Origin of the sequence: Candidatus Vicinibacter proximus, from assembly GCA_016713905.1 — a bacterium.
GTDB lineage: Bacteria > Bacteroidota > Bacteroidia > Chitinophagales > Saprospiraceae > Vicinibacter > Vicinibacter proximus.
The window spans coordinates 2,176,238-2,197,739 of the sequence record JADJOE010000003.1 but is presented as its reverse complement, the minus strand read 5'-3'; the positions used below and the strand labels follow the sequence as shown (position 1 = coordinate 2,197,739).

Here is a 21,502-nt window from a genome sequence, read left to right as displayed (position 1 = left end):
TCAAGTTAACTTATACCATCTCTCTTACTTACCAATTTTCTTTCTTTTTTGTAATCAAAAATTAGTTTAATTATTTGCATGTAGCTGTAAGTATAATTAGAAACCATTTTGTCGACAAAATATTTTCCGGAGAGATGGTGTCCTTTCATAATTCTAAAAAACAGTGGACCTATGTATTTGTTGAATAATAATTTATGTATTAATGTGCCTTCACGAATAATCTGAATCATAGATTTGGATTTTTCATGATAAGCTGTGGATAAATTTAGGTAAGGCTTAACGTCCATAATGGATTCTATAGCCATCTTCCCAGACAAAAGAGCAAAATAGATACCCTCTCCATTTACCGGATCCACCAGCCCTGCCGAATCTCCAACGAGTAAGATGTTGCCGTTTGCAAGAGCAGAAGGTTGTCTGCCATAAGGAATGAAGGCTCCTTTTACAGCAGCAGATCCAAAGTCAACACCTATTACCTGCATAAAATGATGGAATATTTTTTTGATGTCTGTCTTTGAATTTGCCGGACAACCTACGCCCACCGTATAGCCGTTTTGCTTTGGAAAAATCCAGGCATAGCCATTTGGCACCACACCAAAATATACAGAGGTAAGATTTTTTCTCGTGATTTGAGAAGATCATAGTCTATCTCCATTTCCATACACAAGCCATCCGGTTTATAATTTTTGTCAATAAGCTTTCTGGTAACGCTGTTGGCACCATCTGCTCCGATGAGGTAATTGTATTCCAAAGTTTGTTCGCCGAAAATTATGCTGTTATTTTCGGGATGAAAGTTTTGAGTGGAAATACTGTGATGATAAACGTCTCCACCTTTATTGATAAAATGTTGATGTAGGTGATGGTCAAAATCTTCTCTGTAAGTAAAATACAATGGAATATTGGTGTTGAAAGAAACTATTTCTTCTTTATTGAACCGCAATTCCACATTATTAGATATCAAATTGTACAGCGAATTAATATTTAAATCACAACTGATTTGCTTTAGCAAGTCAATTGTTTTTTGAGTAAGCAATCCACCGCACAATTTTTTTCTAGGAAAACTACTTTTATCAATGATGCAACAACTCAAACCTTTTTTCAATGCTGTAATACCTGCTGATGATCCCGAAGGTCCCCCACCAATTATGATCACATCATATTTCTTTTTCATCCGGTCGTGTGCATAGATCTAGGTATGTAAATTTATTTTACTCAAAGAATTTATTATGATTTTATAATGGAACGTTGGTTCAAAAGCACGTGGATCACTTGATGCTGGTAAACGTCAAATGACCAATTTTAAATTTGCACTTTTCTTACCAATTTTCAAATTAACTCATTAGCTAATTTGCTCATTTCCTCATTTCCTCATTTCCTCATTTCTTCTTGTTGATCAGAAAATAAATAGGAAAACCTGCCAAGACGATGCCTAATCCAGGCCAGGTGTAATTGGGTTTGTAGATGAGTAAAAGTATGCATACAGCAATGGCCAGGAAAATATATAATGCTGGTACAAAAGGATAGCCAGGGGTCATGTATGGGCGTGGTTCTTCAGGATTTTTTTTTCTTAAAATGAATACACCACCTACCGTGAGAATATAAAAAACCAAAACAGCGAAAACAACGTAATCCAACAGGTCACCGTAAGTACCGGATAAACATAAAAGACTCGTCCACAGACATTGAAACCAAAGCGCTTTTCCGGGTACTTGTGCGTCGTTGATTTCAGCGGCTTGTTTGAAGAATAAGCCATCTTTGGCCATGACCTGATACACTCTTGCACCTGAAAGTATAAGTCCGTTGTTGCAGCCAAAGGTCGAAACCATAATGAGAATTGCCATGATGTACAAGGAAGCATCTCCAAAGATCTGGTAAGCAGCTGCAGTGCCGACGCGATCGTTGGTTGCAAATTGGATGCCGCGCTCCATGACGCCGTAACCATCCGGAGAACCTATTGCAGGTAGTAATCCAAGAAAGACAACATTTGCCAATAAGTATATCCCAGTTACCACAATAGTTCCCAACACCATACTTTTCGCTACATTTTTAGCTGGATTTTCCATCTCTCCGGACACAAAAGTGACGTTATTCCATGCATCACTCGAGAACAAAGATCCCACCATAGATACGCCAAAGGCACTAAGCAGGGTCAACCCACTAAGGCTCACTATACTCCATTGTCCGGTTGATTTATCTTGGGTAGTAGATGCTGCTGACCAGAAAGAATTCCAGTTGAGTTCCCAAGTATTGCCATCAAAGTAAAGCAAGCCGGCTATGATCAGGCCAAACAATGCTGCCAGTTTTGCAAATGTAAATGTGCGCTGGAGCAGGCTTCCATTGCGGATACCTCTGGAATTGAGCCAACTCAGGAAAACAATGGAAAGGATGGCAAGAATCTGTGCCGCACTTATTTTTAAAACCCAAGATCCAGTAAAATATTTTTTCGCTAAAGAAAGGGAAGATGACCCCGCTGAATTTCGCAAAAGCGACCCCTACGGCAGCAATTGTTCCTGTCTGTATAACAGCAAACAAAGTCCAGCCATAAAGAAAAGCCGTTCTTGGCCCATAGGCCCTCTTCAGATACACATACTGCCCTCCTGCTGAAGGCATCATAGCTGCCAGTTCGCCATAACTGAGAGCCGCTAATATGGTCATCAGACCGGCGAGGAGCCAGGTTAGCATCATCCAACCTCCACCTCCAAGATTACGGGAGATGTCGGCGCTGACGATAAAAAATTCCCGAACCAATCATAGATCCTGAGACCAACATGACACCGTCGGTGAGTGTGAGCTTTCTGGTATTCATTTTTCGAAAAGTTTGAGGGCCTAAGGTAAGAGATTCCATATAATTGGAAGATTTTTCTTCCCGGCCCTGAAAATCTTTCAAAAGAGCAGATTATCGAAATTTATATACCTTTGGTTTTTTCAAACAAGACAAAACAAAACCAAATTCTATGGCAAAAACCACGCTCTTTATCAGGAAGCCTATGAAAGACCTGATATCACAAGCTGATCATGAGGGGCACACTTTGAAGCGTACCCTTGGACCGACTAATTTGATTCTTTTGGGTATTGGGGCCATTATTGGAGCAGGACTTTTTTCAATTACCGGTGGTGCTGCGGCAGCCAATGCAGGACCAGCCATTACCATTTCATTTATCGTTGCAGGTTTAGGATGCGCATTTGCAGGTTTATGCTATGCTGAATTTTCATCCATGATACCAGTTGCAGGAAGTGCTTATACTTATTCTTATGCAACTATGGGTGAGTTTATAGCATGGATCATCGGCTGGGACCTTGTACTTGAATACGCAGTCGGAGCAGCCACAGTAAGTATAAGCTGGAGCAGATATTTCGGAAAATTCCTAGAAGGATTCGGGGTGCATTTGCCGGTAGAATATATGGCAGGGCCTTGGGATGGCGGATACATCAATCTTCCGGCGGTGATCATTGTAGTGTTGGTCAGTTTGTTGCTGATTAAAGGAACCAGTGAATCGGCCAAATTTAATGGCTTTATCGTGGCTTTGAAAGTAATGGTCGTTTTGATCTTTATTATTCTGGGCTGGGGTTATATCAATTATTCCAATTACAATCCATACATCCCTGAGAATACAGGAACATTTGGTGAGTTTGGATTCAGTGGTATCATCCGTGCAGCGGCGATTGTGTTTTTTGCATACATTGGATTTGATGCAGTCAGTACTGCTGCGCAGGAAGCGATAAATCCCAAAAAAGATATGCCTATTGGTATTCTTGGGTCATTACTTATTTGTACCATACTGTATATCCTTTTTGCGCATGTGATGACCGGTGTAACCAATTATACCTCCTTTTGCAGGAAGGGACGGAATAGCGCCGGTTGCAGTTGCCATTGACCATATGGGTTCTCCTAATGCCAGTGGGGTTATGGTGCCCGATTATCCTTGGTTGAACCGCGCAATTATCGTGGCCATTCTTGGAGGATATGCTTCCGTAATTCTGGTGATGTTAATGGGTCAGTCCAGAGTATTTTTCAGTATGTCCCAGGATGGCTTGATTCCAAAAATATTTTCAGAGGTACATCCTGAATTCAGGACTCCGGCAAAGAGCAGTTTCTTGTTCATGATATTCGTGAGTTTGTTTGCAGCATTTATTCCTGCCCGAGTTGTGGGCGAGATGACCAGTATAGGTACTCTATTTGCATTTATACTTGTATGTCTGGGCGTCCTGGTGATGAGAAAGACCTTGCCTGATGCGCCAAGAGCTTTCAGGACTCCTTGGGTTCCTTTCGTTCCGATTATGGGCATTTTGACCTGCCTGTTCATGATGGTCTTTCTACCGGGAGATACCTGGCTGAGATTGATCATTTGGTTGGGAATAGGATTTGTGATTTATTTCTTTTACAGTCAGAAGCACAGTAAGCTTAGGAATCCACCTCAATAAATTTTGGAATTCAAGTTGAAGTAAAGATTTTGTTGACAGGCCGCATTTAAAATGCTTAGAGCATATTACATCGCTGTTGCAAACCGCGACGAACATGAAAGATTTAGTTGACGGGTCGCCTTTAAAATGCTTATAGCGTAATTCATCGCGAATGCATACCGCGACGCACATAAGGAGAATTAGAATTTGTAGGAAATATCTGATTTATTGATCAGGAAATTTTACCTATCAAGGTATCCATTTGAACCTTGATTGAATTTAATTCTGTGGGATCGTTGTTGTTTGAAAATTTGAGCATTTCCAATTTTGAAATCAAAACAAAGAAATTTTCTTTTTGAAGATCTGTGCGATCTTTACTTAGATAATTTTTTATGGCATAAAGCGTCTGGTGTTCTTTTAATTCAGGATATTTTTTGTCAAACCAGCCAAAACATATTTTTCAAGATCATTTAAAGTAAATGATGGTCCGTGTAATGTTGGGATGTGTGCTTTTTCATGTTCAATGGATTTTAGATGTCTAAAATATTCCTTTCCTTTTTTGAAAAACAGAAAATAAGCCAATAAAAAAAATGGAAAAGACATGATGAACAAATTAACCGGCTGATCGAGAAAAAATGGAGAAGACTTACTAAGTTTAACGACTCCTGATATGGGTTTAAGTTCGTCAATGTGTACAGAGGCGCGCGGCTTCCCGGAAGTGATTTGTACTTCAAAGCTGTCACGGATGAATTTATATTGATTGGTTTCCGGATCAAGGTAACAAAACTCAGTTTTGATGAAGGCCTTGCCGGGTTTCTTCGGCGTAAGCAGATAATCGTACAGTCTGCTTTTTAATATTACGGGTTCTTCTGATAGTTTTTGAGGTTCTGCCTGACGGGCATCTGAGATGGTAAAAAGACTGTCTTGTGGAAAAGTTTAGGTTGAATGTTGTTCATGTTACCATCTCCTGCGATCAGCACACTGATGTTGATGGCATCGCTGCGGTTGTAGTCTTTATTGATGTCTTTGAATTCTGCCCTATAAGATCCTACTGCTCCGCTGAATCCATCGGGTACAGGTTGTGGATAATCAAGGATGTTTAGGAGGAGTGAATTGGTCTGAATAACTTCTGCTCTTCCACCCATCATCGAGGGGATAGAAAAGCCCCAGGGGTCGTCCTCTCCAAGAATGAGGCGATACGTAGTAGGTTCGATTTTTATCTGACCCTTCTTGATCGGAAAAAGTGCGATCCTGCCAAGAACTTTGGTGGTATAATCCTGTCCGTGGATAATTTCTCTTTTAGGATTGCCATCCCCATTGGCGATGTATTCTTTGTAGAAGTCTTCGAGTTTAGGGGAGGAGACCACCTCAATGTTGCGGATGCTTTCCCGGGTATAAAGTTTGTAGGTAAGGATTACCTGCTGACCGATGTACGCTTTTTCGTTGCTGAGGGTGGCTTCGATGTAGTAGTTTTTACCTGTTTGTGCAGATTTGCTGGCCTGGATGATTTGAATAGTGATGGGCTGCGTATTAAGTACTTTACTTCCGGTTCTAATTTTCGCCGGACTGATGATGTAAGTTCCAGGTTTTGTTCCGACCAAAGAATATACATATCCAATGGAGGAGCTCATCCTTCCATTGATGACTGTTGTCTGCATGGATCTGCTTGGACCTGCTACTACCTGCAGCCCACCAAAATCAGGTGCGGTAAATCCGGTACCCTCTGCATTTTTAAGGCTGAATTCGATGTTAAAAGGACTGCCGACCAAAGCCTGACGGGTTTCCACTTCTGCTACAAAAGAAGGGAACTGCGCAAACAACGTATTTGACAGCAAACAGAAAATAACTAAAAAAAATTGCTTAGCGGGCATCAGAGTTTATATACTTTCTTTTTCTTCTTTGTATCTTTTGGCGTGATGATTTGTACATCCGGATCTTCAAATTCCATGGATCGCCCCGGGTTTTGGCGTACTCCATTTGGATTGGATACCACATGGATCTTTACAACGGGAGTTTTGAGAATACCCTCCTCAGTTTTGAGTTGAGCTGCTTCTATGATGTATTGTCCTTCTGCTTCAGGTTTTAAAAAATAGATGTAGCTGGTACTTTGTTTGACTTTCCCATTCATAATGGAATAGGAAGAAGCGTGGTTGGGTCCGGCTACCAGTTTAAGTCCGCTGAACTCAGGTGGTGTAAAATCCCCTTGTGTGTTTTCAATGGTGTATTTGAGTTCAAAATAATTACCCAGGAGAATGGTATCAGAACTTACCTCCACTTTAAAATGAGGATCCTGGGCCCGGATGATCAGGCCTGACAGGCCAAAACAAATCAAGTACAGAATTTTCATATGCATCATTTTGGATGAGAACAAGGATGGAACGAAATTGCTTAATTTGGATTGTAAATTTTTGTGAAATTTTTTGAATTCATTTATTTCAAGCCAGATCAAAGGATACTTTTGCCGAAAGTTCAATCATGCATTGGTTTTTAGCTTTTACAACCGGGAGTGTTATTAAAAACTAATCTAAAAATTTCATTTTTTCCACTTAGATTCGCACAGTATTCGATGAAAGAAATGAATATATCTTTTGGTCAACACAAACAAAACTTAAAAATCATGTACGAAATCCTTTTAAACTTACATTCCTGGCTGAGATGGTTGGTCCTTGGCATGGCTGTTGTGGTCATTTATAACAATTACAATGGTTGGAAATCCGGACTGGTGTATTCGGATAAGGACAAAAAACTCAATACCTATTTGATGCTCTTGTTGCACAGTCAGCTGGTCATAGGACTTGCCTTGTATTTTGGAGTTTCACCTATGATGAAAGACATCATGGCTAATTTTGGTGGATCTATGAAGGATTCCGCACAAAGATTTTGGAGTGTAGAGCACATGATGGGAATGGTGATTGGTATCATCGTTGCGCAAATAGGAGCTTCCAAAGCAAAAAACAATCCACCGATGCACAAAAATTCAAAACCGGATTTATGTGGTTTTACCATCGCGATCCTGATCATTATTCTGATGATTCCTTTTGGCATCTGGAATGTGGAGCGGCCGATGTTCAGAATGTAAGAAAGAGCATTTTTCAATATTCAGTTTTAAAATTGAAATAACATCATAGTGCAGGGTATCTTGTAGATATCTCGTTGTGCATATTTTTTCTCCAATTGAATAAAGCATAAAAAATGAAGAAATTTATTTTTTTGGGTCTATTTATTTTTTTGAACAGTTTGCTCATTCCGGTAGCCTTCGGACAAAGGGTTCTTGAAGTTGGTCCGGGAAAGGCTTACAGCAATCCTGGCCTGGCAGCGAGAGTGGCCATCCCGGGAGATACCATCTTGATTTATCCTGCTAATTATTCGGGACCTTTTTTTATTGAAAATTTAAAAGGTACGCCGTCCAAATGGATTTTCATGCGCGGTACGGATGCTGCGCGTGTGGTGTTCAGCGGTGGATCCGAATCCATGCATTTTACAGATTTGCAGTATGTGCATTTATCAAACTTTACCGTAAGAGGACAGAGTGGAAATGGAATGAATCTGGACGATGGTGGAACTTTCGAGAGTGCCGCAAAAAAAGTGGTGATGGAGAATATTGTCTTCCGCGACATGGCAGCTACAGGTAACAACGACATGCTCAAACTTTCCGGGCTGGACTCTTTTGAAATTATCAATTGTCAGTTTGAAAATGGTTCTACCGGTGGATCAGGCATCGACATGGTCGGTTGTCATTATGGTAATATACGTCAATGCCGATTTGTACAACAAGGCAGCAACAGCATACAGGCAAAGGGTGGGAGCAGTAATTTACACATCGAAAAAAAATTATTTTATCAATGGAGGACAGCGCAGTCTGAATTTGGGTGGCAGTACCGGGCTTGCTTTTTTAGACCTCCGGGCGCCAATTATGAAGCAAAAGATATTTTGGTCAGTGGCAATATTTTTGAAGGAGCTGTAACGCCTATTGCTTACGTTGGATGTCGTAATGTTCAGGTAGTCAACAATACCATTTATCATCCTGAAAGATGGATCATGAGAATTTTACAAGAGAGTGCAGACACTAGTTTTTTTTCAGTTGTGGGTACAATGTTTTCGCGAATAATTTGGTCGTAGTCAACAATAGTTTGTCCACAGATGTCAACATTGGTCCCAACACCTTACCTGGAAGTTTTAAGTTTTCGAATAACTTATGGTATCATGATGCGAATGCAAGTTGGCGTGGGCCACAACTACCTGTTGTAGAAAGTAATGGCTTGATTCAACGAAATCCTTTGTTGGTCCAGGATGGAGGAATAAATTTTGGAATAGGAACTTCTTCTCCTGCCTTCTAAGCAGAGGGTCTCAGGTTCGAATCCTGACGGGATCACATGATAGTTAAAGAGTTATGAATTTATATTCATGACTCTTTTTTTTATTTGCATACAATTTGCATATAAATTTTTTATAACATGCTTGTAAAGTCAATTTTGACAGAATTGAGATGGTAAATTTGAACCGGTTTTTGCAATAAACTCCATATAGTCTATCCTCGGAACTTATTAATTTATTTTGACAATGATAAGTGTTCCAGAATGATCCTAAGCGAATTTGATCACCTTTTTTATTGGCTAAATCAATGAGGGCCAAAACTACTTTATTGGTGATTAATTTTCTTTTGCTTCGGCCTCTCAAAGCCTGTATATCACTCATATCGGTTCCATTTCCTTGAACTAATATCTTTGGTTTTGTCCTTGGCAGGGTAAATATCCTCCCCATCTAAATGGGGATTTTTTAATTTATTAATTTTTTAAAATGGTAAATAATTAGTGGCTATGCCGTAAGGCAAAATCAGCAGGGTGAGGAATTTAGTACTTATTCTGCAAGGAGATCTGAAATGGTCAGGTCTCAGGAAACAGGTAATTTCTATGCAACAGCAAAGAAGTGTACCATTACGTCAACTCTTAGTAAACAATTTGCTGCGGAAATGGTAGGAAAGCAAACTCTCCGCAGAATTGTAAGGAGGATTGTGGAAGCTTATGACTATTTAGTTCCAGAAACAGGAGAAATTGTAGAGATGTCTCACAGATGGACTTATGTTCCGGAGGGGTGAGGAAAGAAAAGTCAAGGCAGACATCAAGACTTTTAGTTCCAATGGCATTGCAGTTGAAGCTTAACTGTTGCCTTGGTAAAGGGGTGTATACTTTTTGTATACATCCCTTACTTTTTTCTTTAAAATCGTATTCTTTCATATAACAAAACAATAAAAAATGAATATTCATAAAGCTGAACGTCAACAAGCCAAAATTAAAATGGTATTACAAGGTCCCGCCGGATCAGAAAGACATATTCTTCTCTCCTTTTGGCTAAAGGATTAGTGGGGGATTTTAACAAAGTATGTGTCATCGACACTGAAAATGGTCATCAAATCTATATGCACATCTAGGTACATATAATATTATAGCTATTTCTTCTCCTTACACTCCAGAGAAGTATATCCAAGCCATTGAACTTGCAGAGTCAGAAGGGATGGAATTAATCATCATTGATTCCTTATCTCATGGTTGGGAACACTTGGTAGAGTCTCATGCAGGAATGGCAGGTAATTCTTTTACCAATTGGGCCAAAATTACCCCAAGACAAAATGCCTTATTTACTAAAATCCTTAATTCGCCGGTACACATAATTTCTACTCTTAGGGTAAAACAGGATTATGTACTTGCAGATAAGAATGGAAAGATGGTCCCTGAAAAAGTAGGCCTTAAAGCCATTCAAAGAGATGGGGTGGATTATGAGTTTACAATTGTTTTTGATGTTGATATAAGGCATCATGTTTCCTGCTCAAAAGACAGAACAGGAGTCTTTATAAACAAAACTGAATTTGTTATTTCAGAGGAAACAGGAAGGCTTATCAAATCCTGGTGCAATCAAGGTGAAGAAAATCTAAAAGAAAGGATAAGCCGGGCAACTTCCATACAAGAGTTAACTGCCATTTATAGAGATCATATACAGCAACATCCTGAAATCTCAGCTCCACTTCTAGAGAGAAAATCCTTCTTATTATCAAACCTTAAATCTTCTCAAAATGGAACTTTTAACCGTTGATCAAATTACTGAAACCCCTTTTATTATCGCTAACACCCAAAGCTCTACTTACCAAGCATTAAAAGAGGAGCATATCATTCCTGTATTTTCTAAAGACAACCATCCACTTATTGCTCAATTTCAAATTATTGAAACCATGATGGATGTACTCTCTGGGTTTAAGGATCTCAAACCACTGGATCCACAGATCAGAGTGTCACATCCTATTATGGGTAGAATTCCGGAAGCAAGGACCAAAAAGGCATTTGAATTACTTCCTCATGAAACTACTCTTTATTTTGAAAGAATGATGTTTCTTATAAAGATACCTAACATCAGGTCTTTAATAGAAGGGAAGGAATTGTCTTTAGTAATAGGAGGCGTTAAATCATACTCCTGGGATAATTTAGGGAAAGACCAAAGAGCATCCCAACATTTTAAGTTCTTTATAGGCTTTCAGGTCAAAGTGTGTTCTAATTTATGTATTTCTACAGATGGGGCAATACTGGAATTTAAAACAAGTTCTATAGACCTTCTGGGGAAGCAAAATAAGGCTTATGGTGGAAGGTTACAGTCCGAACAGCATTTATCCTGGATGGAATCTTTAAGTAATTATACCTTGGACCGAAGGCCAATTTGCTCACTTTTTGGGTAAATGCAGGATGTATCAACATCATCTTTATAAAGAGGAAATTCCTGAAATCTTGATTACTGACTCTCAGTTATCTTCTGTAACAAAGGGTTATTATTCAGATCCTCACTTCTCCAATAATCATGGGAACATTAGTCTGTGGAATCTTTATAACCTCCTGACAGAAGCAAATAAAAGTTCTTATATAGATGGCTTTCTAGATAGAGGAGTAAATGCTCAGCGGATCAGTAATGAGCTTATACATGGTTTAGAGAGTAATCAGAGTTGGTTTTTATAGGATATTAGCGCAGCGCAATTATCTAAATAGGGTAGTTGCGCTCTTAATTTGGAGCTGGCTGCTGAGAGCCATCCTCTGTGCATAAACTTATCTATTTAACCACTTCTGGTGGTATGTCTTGAAAGGTATGTTGCCGATCACAGTGGCCAGTTCTTTCTCTCTTCAGTAGAAGAGATTTAAGCCTTTACTGAAGGCTCCACCAGCTCTTGTAGCCAGCTCTATGTCTGGGTTAAGGAATTGCCAAGGAAAAGTTGAAAATAATAATAAAGGAAGTATCGTAATATATTGAAAATGCAGAGTTCTCTAGGTTTCTGTATCAATTAGCTTTTTATTTAGAGGAAAATATTGAATAACAGGTGTAAAATTAGATGTTGCTGGCGACATAAGAAAATAAATATTTGTTATTTGAAAATAAAAATTACCTTTATATTGTGTGTTTATAAAAAGAATCAATAATTTTGAAAAGTAAATTTTGATCCTGTTCCAAAACATAATAAATAGTTATCTTATAAAATTTTAAAAAATATGTCTCAATCAAAGGAGCCATCCATTAGTAGGCTATTTATTAAAAATAGAAATAGACAAAGAAGGTTATTCTTTAATTCTATATTTTTTTAGGATTTTCCTTGTCATTTACCTTTCTCAATCGAGCAATTTTAATAGAGATACATTTTATTTTAATTATGAAACTTATTATCTGGGTTCAGAAATTAAGATACTCAGGAATTGCATTGGACAGGAAATGTTAGTAATTGTCAAGCAGGTATAATTTCTACTCAAGCAAAAGAAAAATTATTAAAAGGGTTTATTATTTTAGAAAATTAGTCGGAATTGATAGTAAAATTGATTTAATTGATTCATGGTCAAGTTGGTGCCAAGAAGCTGCTCTTATTATGAAGGCCAATAATTCATTAAATCATTATCCACCTTCTAATTCAAAATGCTACACAGATGGTGGAGCAATAGCCGCAAGACAATCCAATTTATCTTTAGGATCTTTTGGTAGCAATTCTATTGATAATCAGATCAAAGATTTCGGAGCAAATAATTATGGAGTTGGACATAGAAGATGGATCTTATATCCCTCACTAGAAGGATTTGCAGTTGGAAGTACTGATAGGTCTATGGTATTGATGCATGACGGTTCATATAAAGATCCTATACCATATCCTGACTTTATATCTTATCCTAGTCCAGGATATTTCCCAAAATCTTTAATATTTAACAATTTAAGGTGGTCTTTCTCCAAAAAAGATGCGGATTTTAGTAAAGTTAAAATAGAGATTTTAGATGAAAGTAACAGAATAATACCTTTTACACTTGAAGCAGATGATAAATTTTTACCAGTAGATAATACTATTGTATTTATTCCACAAATTGGAACTATTAATTTCGGTAGGGATTATTTATTTAGTATAAGTATTAAAAACGTTTTAGTTGCCGGAGTAATGAAATCATTTGATTACAAGGTTCTTTTAATCGATCCATATGCCAATATTACCACCATTATTAAAGAACCAGATTGTACGAAATCAAATGGTACAATAAAGCTTACCTCAAACTTAGGATATAAAAGTATAAAATGGAATAATGGAGTAACAGGGAAAGATAGCATTACTAATCTTTCAGCTGGTAAGTACACAGTAACTATTACAGATAAATTTGATAATCAGATAACACGTGAAATAGTTTTAAATAACAAATCATCAAATCCTCCAAAATTCACATATACATGTGACTCAATTCTATGTAAGTATGATACATCATGCAGAATTAAATTAGGAAATGGCTTTAAATCATATTTATGGAATACTGGTGAAACTAAAAGTGACATTATCATTAGCACCAATAGTAACTATTTTGTAACTGTAACAGATGTTAATAATTGTCAATTTATTTTGAAAAGCAGGCCAACAATATATTGGATTCTCACACCGAGTTAATACCTGGCAATCCACCAATTATTAAAGCATACCCCTCTGGATGCAAGTATATTTGGTATTTTTGGTCTATGGGTAAAGCTTATAAGATTGATGCGTATGATGAGTATCAGGAAATTCCAACATTTTATGGTGATGGATTATATTCAGTAGATATTAAATGCGGTGACAAGATTTGTAGCGAATATGTGAATGTAATTAAGAGCAACACAAATAATACTGAATTAGAAGATATCATTGTATCGCCAAATCCCACGACAGGAGAATTATATATAAACACTAGAGCTGAAATTACAACAACAGAAATTAAGCTTTTCATTTTGATGGAACTAACATATTAACTGAAAAATTTCATAATAACCCAAATGTTAAATTAGAAATTATTGGTCCATTTGGGAATTTATTTTTATATATAAATGCTGGAAATAAAGTCTTAATTAAAAAAATTATAAAATTATAATTTGTAAGACAGCTAAATATTGATTTACTCTATTTTTCTAAATATAGAATTTAAAATTCTGTATAAGACATAAAATGAATTCTATATTTAATAGGACTTTGTTTGGAGTTTTTAAGATTTTCACAACACTAGCTTTTTTGAATTTTAGGATTTGTACCTGTATAATGTGGAAAACTAAACAATTTATTATAAAAATATAAATAGTTTGATGTCACTTTAATATGCAGATATACAATGAATTGTACTAGTAAATTATTACTTAATAAAGTTTTCCAAGTTTCTAATGGGTGATCAAAATTTTAATTCAATCAATAAATTTCATTAATTGAAATGAATTTAATAAATTTAGCCAAATTTTTAATATGAAACGCCCATTTCTATGCTTCATTTGTTTTTTATTGAATTCTTATTGTTTTGGACAAATTCATTTTTTGAATCATATAGGTACAATCCATCATGTAATCAATGCAATGGTGAAGTAACACTTTCTTTGTCAGGTTATTATGCTCCATATTATGCATATTTATATGAGCAAGGATCTTCGAGGGGTTCTAGAAGTGGTCCATTCTATGGCTCAAGTCTTACACTAAAAGGCTTATGTGCAAAAACTTATTTACTAGATATTTACGATGCTTGTGGTTGTTTTGCAAGAATTTATGTTCAACTCAGTTCTGGAGCTCTTAATGTCTCATACAATACAACCAACGTCAATTGCTCAAGCGCTTTTGGAGGTATAACTCTTAATACTTCTAATTCCAGTAAGTTTTATATCAGCTATAGAAAGACAACGGAAAGCTATGAAAATCAAATCGAAAGGTATGGTCCTCAAATCCCCATTTCCGATCTTACTACTGGCGCATACATTCTCAAGATTAGAGATGTTAATGGCTGTGAAAAAAATATAAGCTTCGATATAATCAATCAATCATATTCGGTCACTAGTACAGTTCGAAATGCATCATGTAAAATGGAAAATGGGGATGTAACTTTTAATGTTTCAGGAATAAGCTACCCTTATTCTATTGAATATTTTGGAGCAAAATCTGGCAATATTCCCAGTTACTCCAATAATAATTTACCAATTTACCAGCTACCTGCAGGTAATTACACATTTATCTTTAGAGATCGAAACGGATGCTCTCAAACTTATAATATTACAATTGAGACCATCGATAATATTCGCCCATCTATAAACAATACCAAGACAGACTGTGATGGAAATAATGGGGCCTTAACAATTCTGCATTCCGGTGTTTTCACTCCCTACAATATTGAATATTCTGGGCCAGGAGTTATAAATAAATTAATATCTAATACAAGCCAAAATCCTGTATATATCCCTGGATTAAAAGCGGGGCAGTATTCTATCAAAATTACTGATTCAAGAGGTTGCAATATTGAAAAATTGGCTATTGTAGATAATGGGTTTCCATGGGTCAATTTCGAATCACTTCAAAGAGATAATTGCTCCAAATCAGGAAGTTTTACAATCTCGGGATATAACTTTACCAAAATGACAATCTTTAATCCTGATGGTTCAGTTCTAAAATCAACTAGTACAACCCCTCAAGTATTATCCGGTCTTGGAGGAGGGTTATATAAGGTTATAATTGAAAGTGGAACATGTAAAAAAGAATATGAAGTTGAGGTGCCTTCTGATGGTCCTGAAATTGAAGTTGTAAGTCAAAGGCCTATCAATTGTGCAAATGCTGAAGGTGGTTATATTGAATTTCAAATTAAAAATGGAAAGCCACCATACAAGCTCAATTATCGACATGAGAGTGAAACTAATTACAAATCAATTCAATCCATTTTTATTCCGACATTATTGGAAGGTTTCTACTACATCAATGTTGTAGATCAAAATGGTTGTTCAAAACTAATTAAAGTTGATGCAAAAGTTATTGGAGGGCCCACATACAAAGGTGTTATCACCCGTCCTGCTATTTGCTATCAACAAAATGGTTGTTTAAATATAAGTTTGTCTAAAACAAAATTCCCCTATATTATCACTATTAAAGGCCCTTCCAATACTAAAGATACCATAATATATGATGTGAACTTCTCAAATTGCAATCTTTATCCGGGTGATTATTTAGTGAGCTTCATCGATGCAAATAATTGCAAATCAGATACTACCATCAGGATAGATGATGAATCTCATGATGTTTTTGACAGTAATAAACTTCAATTATTAAAGGGATCTAATCAATCCATGTTAATATACAATGGAATGGCTTCCAATCGTTATTTCCAGTGGGAATTACCTGTTGTAGAAATAATGTAATTTATGATTCCATAATTGGAGAAGGAAGTAACAATATTTTTTATTATGGACAAGGAAATACAGACACACTCATAAGTCATCTAAATAAGAAAAATTGCCTTTTGTGGAGTAAATCTTATTCAGACAATCTTAAACGGGGATGTGCAAATCTTAGGTATTTAAATGACATAAAATTGCCTTGTTTAACTGATACTAAAGAAATTATTAAAACTAATAACATCAAGCTATTTCCAAATCCTACTAGAAGTAAATTGTTTTTTGTAAACGAAGATACTAATTCCCTTATAGCTATTAAAATATTCAATTCAGATTCTAAATTGATCTCAAGCTATTTCGAAGATAATACAGACTTTAATAGAAGTGCGTTAGATGTCGAGTCCTTTTCTCCAGGATTGTATGTTATTAAATTCTATCTAAAAGGTGGATATGTTGAAACGAAGAAATTTTTAATTTTATAACAACTAATTATATAGCATCACTTCAAGAATTTAATAATTATAGAAAAGGTATAAGTCTCGTAAGATTAATAATGATAAACCAATTTATAAATTGATTAAATCAATCATTACTTGATTCAAAGTAGTTTACTTGGTCCTACTCATTATAGTAGACATGAGTAATATGATCAGTCCGCTTAAAATGAACTTTTTTTTAAAAGTTTCTAAAGGCGATTTACCATCTAAGGCACATTGTATTTAACTTTATCAGTAACTCAAGAACATCTTGAAAGTAGGTTTACTTTAGTTTAACAATATGTTAGTAATATATTAGAGTAGGGTTTTGAAGTCTTACTCCAATTTTTACTATAAACTATTTGATTTACTTACTTCGTGGAATTGTGTCAAAAAAAAGCACAGATAAATCCGTGCTCTTTTCAGATAACCCTATCCATGGAGCTCGATGGGAACCGCCAATTAATATTTTCATTGCATTTCTATCATATGATGTAATATAATTAGACTAAGCAATTTTCTTTTCAATATAAATTAAACAAATTGCTCTTACAAATAAGCAAGTCATATATAACATTGACTCCAATTCGATATTTTTAAGATCATGACGTCCTTCAGAAGCATGCCTATGTTCATGAATATAGGGAATAAAATTAGAAAACATAGAATTCCATCTACTTGAAAATTCCATATATTTAAAAATATCAGCCTTATTATTGTCCAGATTATTATTGTTTAATAAAATTTCTCTCCCTAAACCTTCAATACATTTAAAACAATTAGGTCCAACATCAGGAAATCGTCCAGCTTGATAGTTTGATAAAGCATTAGTTAAATCCATTTTTTCATTTTTAAAATCAGTCAGATAACTCAATGTTTCTTCTATCAAAACTTTATCTAATAAAGTATCACCAGCCGGATAAAAAACTCCATTAGTCCATTTAATATTCAATTTACCATTACTTAATTCAATGAAATTTTCTACATTTTCATCAATATAACTTACAAACGACTCATATCCCAAAAAATACTGTCTGAGCATTACAATTACACCAAGTACTTTAATAAAATCACCATTTGGAATATAGGCTAATGGACTCGTACTAACCTCATCGTACATACCACCTTCGGTTATATATGTATGCTTTCTTAAGCCCAAATTAAGACAAATTTTTGAAATGACATCTTTCTTAGTTTCAAATTCAAACCAATTATCAAAGTGATCAAATATTGAATCAGAAACTCGGTTAATAAATATTTGAACTTCTTCATCATAAGAATTATTTACTGGAAAAATCTTGCGAAACTCATTGTATCCCATTTAATTTAGTTTATAGCCATGCCCTATAAATGCAAAGATAAACCGAAGTCTGTATTTAGTCAAGACTAAATACATGGCGGAGCTAACGACCAATTAAAATGGCAGTACGGTGCTTCATTCATTCATTCATTTATTCATTCATTCATTTCGACGCTATACCGCCTTGCTTCTGTCCGGGCCAATCTTGTGCGCTGTAAAATACCATTCAAAAGCTAAATCTAAAATGTCTGTCGGTTGTCTAACTTTAATAATTAATGCTAGACATTTTTTGTAAACCTTAATAAATTTCGATTTTACTGCGCTGATATACAATTACTTGTATTTTTTCTTTTAAATAATAGAATGCACAGTTTTTTGATACTCAACAACCTTATACTCTTTCACAGCACTCAATAAATAGAATTTGACGTGGTGACATTTTCTTGATCCATCTCACAAATATTTTTATCAGCAAAGAAATTCAAGTTGTTATGATTCCTTGTATTCAATTGCAATAATTTCTACTTCCTGCCCTGAGATTGCATTAGCTACCACTATTGATTCTTTTGTTTTGCTATATGGTTTTAAATGGATTTCTTTTTCATTAAACAAACGTGATTTAGATTTCTTTTCAACTATCTCAACTGTCCGTATTGTGCAACCTGCATCATACTCGTCATCTATCTCTGCATTAAAAACCAATGCCAGTTTATTTACAGCATCGGAAATATTCTGTGTGTTGTTAAAGTAATTTGAATTTTTCAATAATGTGTATCTGTATATTTCTATTGTCGGTCATTAGAAACATTTTGTAATGATAATTTTGGATTAATATTTCCAGTGATACTCCTAAGTCCATTGTTTATATCTCTTAAGGAACTTATTTGGCCAAAATGACAAAATAAAAGAGACACCAAGTGGGTCCAACTGTCAATCCCCTTGATGTGTTTATTAGATTCATGCTTATTGACCAAATTTTGAAATAAATTTCTAGGTAATTCTTCCATTATTTGAGAAAAAACCTTACATTTACCATGAGCGGTGTGTTTTTTTGTTCAACCCTAAGATAGGGAATTAAACTATCCGCTCAACTTTTATTTTGGACAGATGAGACTTCAAACCAAGATTATACATATGGAAAGTAAATTTAAAATCATCCTATTTTTAGCTACAATATTCTGCAGTTTATTTTTGTTTTCATTCACGGCAAACAATATAAATTATCAAACCGAATGTGTAGCCATTGAAACTGATGGTTATGTAACCATTAAAATTTGGGATACAAAAAAAGGTAATAGGTACAAATCGAAACAAGCAAGAAAAGATGCTCTGCATGCCATATTATACTCCGGTATTGCTGGCGGTAACGGTTGCATTACTCAACCTCCAATTCTTAATAAAACAGAAGAACTTGAACAATTTAAGTCAATTGAAAGACAATTCTTTGCATGCCGTGGCAAATGGACTATGTTTACAAGAAGTTCAACTGTAACTACAACTTTGCCAGCGTATATTGGATTAAAAAATTGGAAGGTTTATCAAATCTCGGTTTCTAAACACGAGCTCAGAAAATACTTGGAGGAACAAAAAATTATCAAATCATTAAATAACAAATTTTAATTATGAAAAGAATTCAATTACTAATTATGGCAATCGCCATTTGTAGTTCAAATTCAACGCTGTTAGGGCAAGCAAAAAAGCCAACCCTAATGATTCTGCCGAGCGATAACTGGTGTGATCAACGTTACTTCAGGACTGAGTTTGATAACCAAGGCATTAAACAAAAAGTACCTAACTATAAACAAGCTTTTCAGGAGGACACTGAAATTGGACAAGTAATTAGCAAAATAGGCTCGTTAATGATTGACCGTGGTTTCCTCTCAAAGATGTAGAACAAGAATTAAAGGCCATAGAGTCAAGAAATGCAGAAGATAATATGACTTCCAGCAATAATTCCGGTTCATCTATCTCTGAGAGTCCATTGGATAAGTTGAAAAATAAAGCTAAAGCAGATATTATTATACAGATATGGTGGAAGGTGAATAAAACTGAGCAAGGCAAAATTGTTTCATTTGTATTGGAAGCCTTTGATGCATATACTAGCAAAAGAATTGCATCATCTACTGGTAATGGCGCTCCAAATAGTACAGATATTGTTCCGGTATTATTGCAAAATGCGATACTTGCTAATATGGACCCTTTTGCTGCTCAATTGCAATCACATTTTGACTATATGTTCAATAATGGAAGAGAAATTCTTCTCACAGTAAGAAAATGGAATAGTTGGGATAAGAATATGGAAACCGAAATCGATGGTAAGGAAATAACAGATTATATTAATGAATGGATGCAGAAAATACTGTAAAAGGCAAATTTAATATGATTGATGCCACAGAAAATAACATTCGTTTTGAGCAAGTACACATACCACTATTTGATGATAATAACAATGCAATTGATTCCCGCCAATTTGCCAGAGGTTTACAAAAAATATTTAAAATCAGCGCCACTCAATTTTGAAGTGAAGCTAATGACTCGAGGACTAGGGGAAGCAATTTTAGTTTTGGGTGAAAAATAATTATTATGAAAATATATTAATACTAATAGTTTTTATTTCTATTATAGCTTCTAGAAGTAATGCGCAAAATAAAATTAGACGATTTTGGAAGAATTGTTCTTAATGCCTTTTTACCTGATAGGATTCCAATCCCAACCGAAGCAAAAGGATTATTACTAACCAAACTAAATCAAATTACAAGCAATAATGGCATGGGAGGCAGTGAGACGAGCCCTAGGTTTATAATAACGGCAGCTGTTAATTTGGGTACAAAAGATATTATAGCCGGACCACCACAATTGATTGCCCAAAATTTAGACATCACAATGTTTGTGGGTGATGCATTAACTAATACAATCTTCTCTAATATAACCCTCAATTTAAAAGGAGTAGGAACAAACGAAAATAAAGCCTTCATTGAAGCATTTAAAAATATAAATCCAAAAAACAAAGAAATTTTAATTTTTTAGAAGAAGGGAAGAAAAGAATCATTGCTTACTATTTAACCCAATGTGATTTTATTATTAAAGATGCTCAAACCTTATCAAGGCAAGAAAAATACGATGATGCAATCTATAAACTATCACTCATTCCTGAGGTTTGTCAAGAATGCTATTTTAAATGTTTAGACACTCTAGCCATAATCTTTCAGCAAAAAATAAATACAGATTGCAAATCTAAGTTAAATAGGGCTAAAACTAAATGGGCAGCAGAGCAGAATCCTAAAGGTGCAGAAATGGTAGGGGATATATTGAGTACTATAAACCCAATGGCAACTTGCCAAACGGAGGTAAATGCATTTATTAGAGTTGTAGAAGGCAAACTTAAAGCAGATGAAAAAGCGAGGTGGCAATTCAGAATGCAACAATATGTTGATAAAATAGCAATGCAAAAAGAACAAATTAGAATAGCCGAACAAAAATCAATTAGCGATGATACATACAAAGAAAATCAATCACAGCGAGAAATTGTTTTACAGGAAAAACAATCATCCAGAAACTTTGAATTGGATAAAATTCGTGTGATTGCTTATCGTGAAGTGGCAGTTGAATTTGCTAAAAATCAACCCAAAAAAGTAACTTACAATAATATATTCTGGAGATAAATGTAATG

At 35.4% G+C, this 21,502-nt stretch carries 23 protein-coding genes, 1 tRNA gene and 3 pseudogenes; 18 read left to right on the top strand and 9 right to left on the bottom strand.

Going from position 1 to position 21,502, the window contains the following annotated elements; translation table 11 throughout:
• Window positions 1–5: 5 nt before the first annotated feature.
• The 3 genes and pseudogenes from IPJ83_17400 to IPJ83_17390 form a co-directional block, all read right to left on the bottom strand.
• Window positions 6–539 (bottom strand): hypothetical protein, encoded by a 534-nt coding sequence (locus IPJ83_17400; GenBank protein ID MBK7882309.1) that lies wholly within the window; start codon window positions 537–539, stop codon window positions 6–8.
• Entirely contained in the window at window positions 530–1,168 is a 639-nt protein-coding gene (locus IPJ83_17395) for an FAD-dependent monooxygenase (GenBank protein ID MBK7882308.1), read from the bottom strand. The genes IPJ83_17400 and IPJ83_17395 overlap by 10 nt, the downstream gene beginning before the upstream one ends.
• Window positions 1,169–1,373: 205 nt before the next feature.
• Window positions 1,374–2,842 (bottom strand): annotated as a pseudogene (locus tag IPJ83_17390) (amino acid permease).
• A gap of 109 nt (window positions 2,843–2,951) precedes the next feature.
• On the opposite strand from IPJ83_17390, the pseudogene IPJ83_17385 reads away from it, so the two are divergent.
• Window positions 2,952–4,419, top strand: a pseudogene (locus tag IPJ83_17385) (amino acid permease).
• A 396-nt stretch (window positions 4,420–4,815) separates the two neighbouring features.
• Here IPJ83_17385 and IPJ83_17380 read toward each other — a convergent pair.
• The 3 genes from IPJ83_17380 to IPJ83_17370 all read right to left on the bottom strand — a co-directional run bounded on the left by IPJ83_17380 (window position 4,816) and on the right by IPJ83_17370 (window position 6,745).
• A complete protein-coding gene (locus IPJ83_17380; GenBank protein ID MBK7882307.1) occupies window positions 4,816–5,001 on the bottom strand; it encodes a hypothetical protein in 186 nt (61 codons plus the stop codon).
• Between the two features lie 254 nt (window positions 5,002–5,255).
• Complete coding sequence (locus tag IPJ83_17375) at window positions 5,256–6,218, bottom strand: BatD family protein (protein ID MBK7882306.1); 963 nt, start codon at window positions 6,216–6,218, stop codon at window positions 5,256–5,258.
• A 50-nt stretch (window positions 6,219–6,268) separates the two neighbouring features.
• Window positions 6,269–6,745 (bottom strand): BatD family protein, encoded by a 477-nt coding sequence (locus tag IPJ83_17370; protein ID MBK7882305.1) that lies wholly within the window; start codon window positions 6,743–6,745, stop codon window positions 6,269–6,271.
• A 270-nt stretch (window positions 6,746–7,015) separates the two neighbouring features.
• Between IPJ83_17370 and IPJ83_17365 the strand changes: the two genes are divergently transcribed.
• From IPJ83_17365 to IPJ83_17315, 11 genes and pseudogenes are all read left to right on the top strand, one after another.
• The gene (locus IPJ83_17365; GenBank protein ID MBK7882304.1) at window positions 7,016–7,477 is read left to right on the top strand and encodes a hypothetical protein; all 462 of its coding nucleotides are present in this window, start codon (window positions 7,016–7,018) and stop codon (window positions 7,475–7,477) included.
• Window positions 7,478–7,590: 113 nt separating this feature from the next.
• Entirely contained in the window at window positions 7,591–8,517 is a 927-nt protein-coding gene (locus tag IPJ83_17360) for a right-handed parallel beta-helix repeat-containing protein (GenBank protein ID MBK7882303.1), read from the top strand.
• 163 nt (window positions 8,518–8,680) lie between these two features.
• A tRNA-Arg gene (locus IPJ83_17355) sits at window positions 8,681–8,770 on the top strand.
• A gap of 507 nt (window positions 8,771–9,277) precedes the next feature.
• A complete protein-coding gene (locus tag IPJ83_17350) occupies window positions 9,278–9,493 on the top strand; it encodes a hypothetical protein (GenBank protein MBK7882302.1) in 216 nt (71 codons plus the stop codon).
• Window positions 9,494–9,650: 157 nt separating this feature from the next.
• Window positions 9,651–10,485, top strand: a pseudogene (locus tag IPJ83_17345) (AAA family ATPase).
• Window positions 10,466–11,119, top strand: coding sequence for a DUF3871 family protein (locus IPJ83_17340; GenBank protein MBK7882301.1), 654 nt, complete (start codon window positions 10,466–10,468; stop codon window positions 11,117–11,119). The pseudogene IPJ83_17345 and the gene IPJ83_17340 overlap by 20 nt, the downstream one beginning before the upstream one ends.
• Entirely contained in the window at window positions 11,112–11,393 is a 282-nt protein-coding gene (locus tag IPJ83_17335) for a DUF3871 family protein (GenBank protein ID MBK7882300.1), read from the top strand. Before IPJ83_17340 ends, IPJ83_17335 begins: the two co-directional genes overlap by 8 nt.
• Before the next feature lie 752 nt (window positions 11,394–12,145).
• On the top strand, window positions 12,146–13,336 hold the full coding sequence (locus tag IPJ83_17330; protein ID MBK7882299.1) for a hypothetical protein: 1,191 nt from the start codon (window positions 12,146–12,148) through the stop codon (window positions 13,334–13,336).
• Window positions 13,315–13,674 (top strand): hypothetical protein, encoded by a 360-nt coding sequence (locus IPJ83_17325; GenBank protein MBK7882298.1) that lies wholly within the window; start codon window positions 13,315–13,317, stop codon window positions 13,672–13,674. Before IPJ83_17330 ends, IPJ83_17325 begins: the two co-directional genes overlap by 22 nt.
• A gap of 498 nt (window positions 13,675–14,172) precedes the next feature.
• Complete coding sequence (locus IPJ83_17320; protein ID MBK7882297.1) at window positions 14,173–16,080, top strand: hypothetical protein; 1,908 nt, start codon at window positions 14,173–14,175, stop codon at window positions 16,078–16,080.
• Window positions 16,050–16,538, top strand: coding sequence for a T9SS type A sorting domain-containing protein (locus IPJ83_17315; protein MBK7882296.1), 489 nt, complete (start codon window positions 16,050–16,052; stop codon window positions 16,536–16,538). The genes IPJ83_17320 and IPJ83_17315 overlap by 31 nt, the downstream gene beginning before the upstream one ends.
• Before the next feature lie 502 nt (window positions 16,539–17,040).
• Here the strand turns inward: IPJ83_17315 and IPJ83_17310 are convergent.
• The 3 genes from IPJ83_17310 to IPJ83_17300 all read right to left on the bottom strand — a co-directional run bounded on the left by IPJ83_17310 (window position 17,041) and on the right by IPJ83_17300 (window position 18,839).
• Complete coding sequence (locus IPJ83_17310; GenBank protein MBK7882295.1) at window positions 17,041–17,853, bottom strand: hypothetical protein; 813 nt, start codon at window positions 17,851–17,853, stop codon at window positions 17,041–17,043.
• Between the two features lie 468 nt (window positions 17,854–18,321).
• The gene (locus tag IPJ83_17305; GenBank protein ID MBK7882294.1) at window positions 18,322–18,597 is read right to left on the bottom strand and encodes a hypothetical protein; all 276 of its coding nucleotides are present in this window, start codon (window positions 18,595–18,597) and stop codon (window positions 18,322–18,324) included.
• A gap of 20 nt (window positions 18,598–18,617) precedes the next feature.
• Window positions 18,618–18,839 carry a DUF4372 domain-containing protein gene (locus IPJ83_17300; protein ID MBK7882293.1) on the bottom strand — a complete coding sequence of 74 codons (222 nt, stop codon included), beginning with the start codon at window positions 18,837–18,839 and terminating at the stop codon, window positions 18,618–18,620.
• A gap of 127 nt (window positions 18,840–18,966) precedes the next feature.
• Between IPJ83_17300 and IPJ83_17295 the strand changes: the two genes are divergently transcribed.
• The 6 genes from IPJ83_17295 to IPJ83_17270 all read left to right on the top strand — a co-directional run bounded on the left by IPJ83_17295 (window position 18,967) and on the right by IPJ83_17270 (window position 21,494).
• The gene (locus IPJ83_17295) at window positions 18,967–19,452 is read left to right on the top strand and encodes a hypothetical protein (protein MBK7882292.1); all 486 of its coding nucleotides are present in this window, start codon (window positions 18,967–18,969) and stop codon (window positions 19,450–19,452) included.
• 2 nt (window positions 19,453–19,454) lie between these two features.
• On the top strand, window positions 19,455–19,724 hold the full coding sequence (locus IPJ83_17290) for a hypothetical protein (GenBank protein ID MBK7882291.1): 270 nt from the start codon (window positions 19,455–19,457) through the stop codon (window positions 19,722–19,724).
• A 44-nt stretch (window positions 19,725–19,768) separates the two neighbouring features.
• The gene (locus IPJ83_17285) at window positions 19,769–20,197 is read left to right on the top strand and encodes a hypothetical protein (GenBank protein MBK7882290.1); all 429 of its coding nucleotides are present in this window, start codon (window positions 19,769–19,771) and stop codon (window positions 20,195–20,197) included.
• Window positions 20,176–20,352 (top strand): hypothetical protein, encoded by a 177-nt coding sequence (locus IPJ83_17280; GenBank protein ID MBK7882289.1) that lies wholly within the window; start codon window positions 20,176–20,178, stop codon window positions 20,350–20,352. The genes IPJ83_17285 and IPJ83_17280 overlap by 22 nt, the downstream gene beginning before the upstream one ends.
• Window positions 20,353–20,469: 117 nt before the next feature.
• Window positions 20,470–20,859, top strand: coding sequence for a hypothetical protein (locus IPJ83_17275; protein ID MBK7882288.1), 390 nt, complete (start codon window positions 20,470–20,472; stop codon window positions 20,857–20,859).
• A gap of 299 nt (window positions 20,860–21,158) precedes the next feature.
• Window positions 21,159–21,494 carry a hypothetical protein gene (locus tag IPJ83_17270; protein MBK7882287.1) on the top strand — a complete coding sequence of 112 codons (336 nt, stop codon included), beginning with the start codon at window positions 21,159–21,161 and terminating at the stop codon, window positions 21,492–21,494.
• Window positions 21,495–21,502: the final 8 nt, after the last annotated feature.

Coding starts and splice junctions, on each gene's coding strand:
- IPJ83_17370 (MBK7882305.1), bottom strand. CDS start 6,745: ATGAAAATTCTGTACTTGATTTGTTTTGGCCTGTCAGGCCTGATCATC.
- IPJ83_17275 (MBK7882288.1), top strand. CDS start 20,470: ATGCGCAAAATAAAATTAGACGATTTTGGAAGAATTGTTCTTAATGCC.
- IPJ83_17270 (MBK7882287.1), top strand. CDS start 21,159: ATGGCAACTTGCCAAACGGAGGTAAATGCATTTATTAGAGTTGTAGAA.
- IPJ83_17380 (MBK7882307.1), bottom strand. CDS start 5,001: ATGTCTTTTCCATTTTTTTTATTGGCTTATTTTCTGTTTTTCAAAAAA.
- IPJ83_17290 (MBK7882291.1), top strand. CDS start 19,455: ATGAAAAGAATTCAATTACTAATTATGGCAATCGCCATTTGTAGTTCA.
- IPJ83_17285 (MBK7882290.1), top strand. CDS start 19,769: ATGACTTCCAGCAATAATTCCGGTTCATCTATCTCTGAGAGTCCATTG.
- IPJ83_17295 (MBK7882292.1), top strand. CDS start 18,967: ATGGAAAGTAAATTTAAAATCATCCTATTTTTAGCTACAATATTCTGC.
- IPJ83_17365 (MBK7882304.1), top strand. CDS start 7,016: ATGTACGAAATCCTTTTAAACTTACATTCCTGGCTGAGATGGTTGGTC.
- IPJ83_17320 (MBK7882297.1), top strand. CDS start 14,173: ATGCTTCATTTGTTTTTTATTGAATTCTTATTGTTTTGGACAAATTCA.
- IPJ83_17310 (MBK7882295.1), bottom strand. CDS start 17,853: ATGGGATACAATGAGTTTCGCAAGATTTTTCCAGTAAATAATTCTTAT.
- IPJ83_17395 (MBK7882308.1), bottom strand. CDS start 1,168: ATGAAAAAGAAATATGATGTGATCATAATTGGTGGGGGACCTTCGGGA.
- IPJ83_17340 (MBK7882301.1), top strand. CDS start 10,466: ATGGAACTTTTAACCGTTGATCAAATTACTGAAACCCCTTTTATTATC.
- IPJ83_17360 (MBK7882303.1), top strand. CDS start 7,591: ATGAAGAAATTTATTTTTTTGGGTCTATTTATTTTTTTGAACAGTTTG.
- IPJ83_17300 (MBK7882293.1), bottom strand. CDS start 18,839: ATGGAAGAATTACCTAGAAATTTATTTCAAAATTTGGTCAATAAGCAT.
- IPJ83_17280 (MBK7882289.1), top strand. CDS start 20,176: ATGGATGCAGAAAATACTGTAAAAGGCAAATTTAATATGATTGATGCC.
- IPJ83_17350 (MBK7882302.1), top strand. CDS start 9,278: ATGGTCAGGTCTCAGGAAACAGGTAATTTCTATGCAACAGCAAAGAAG.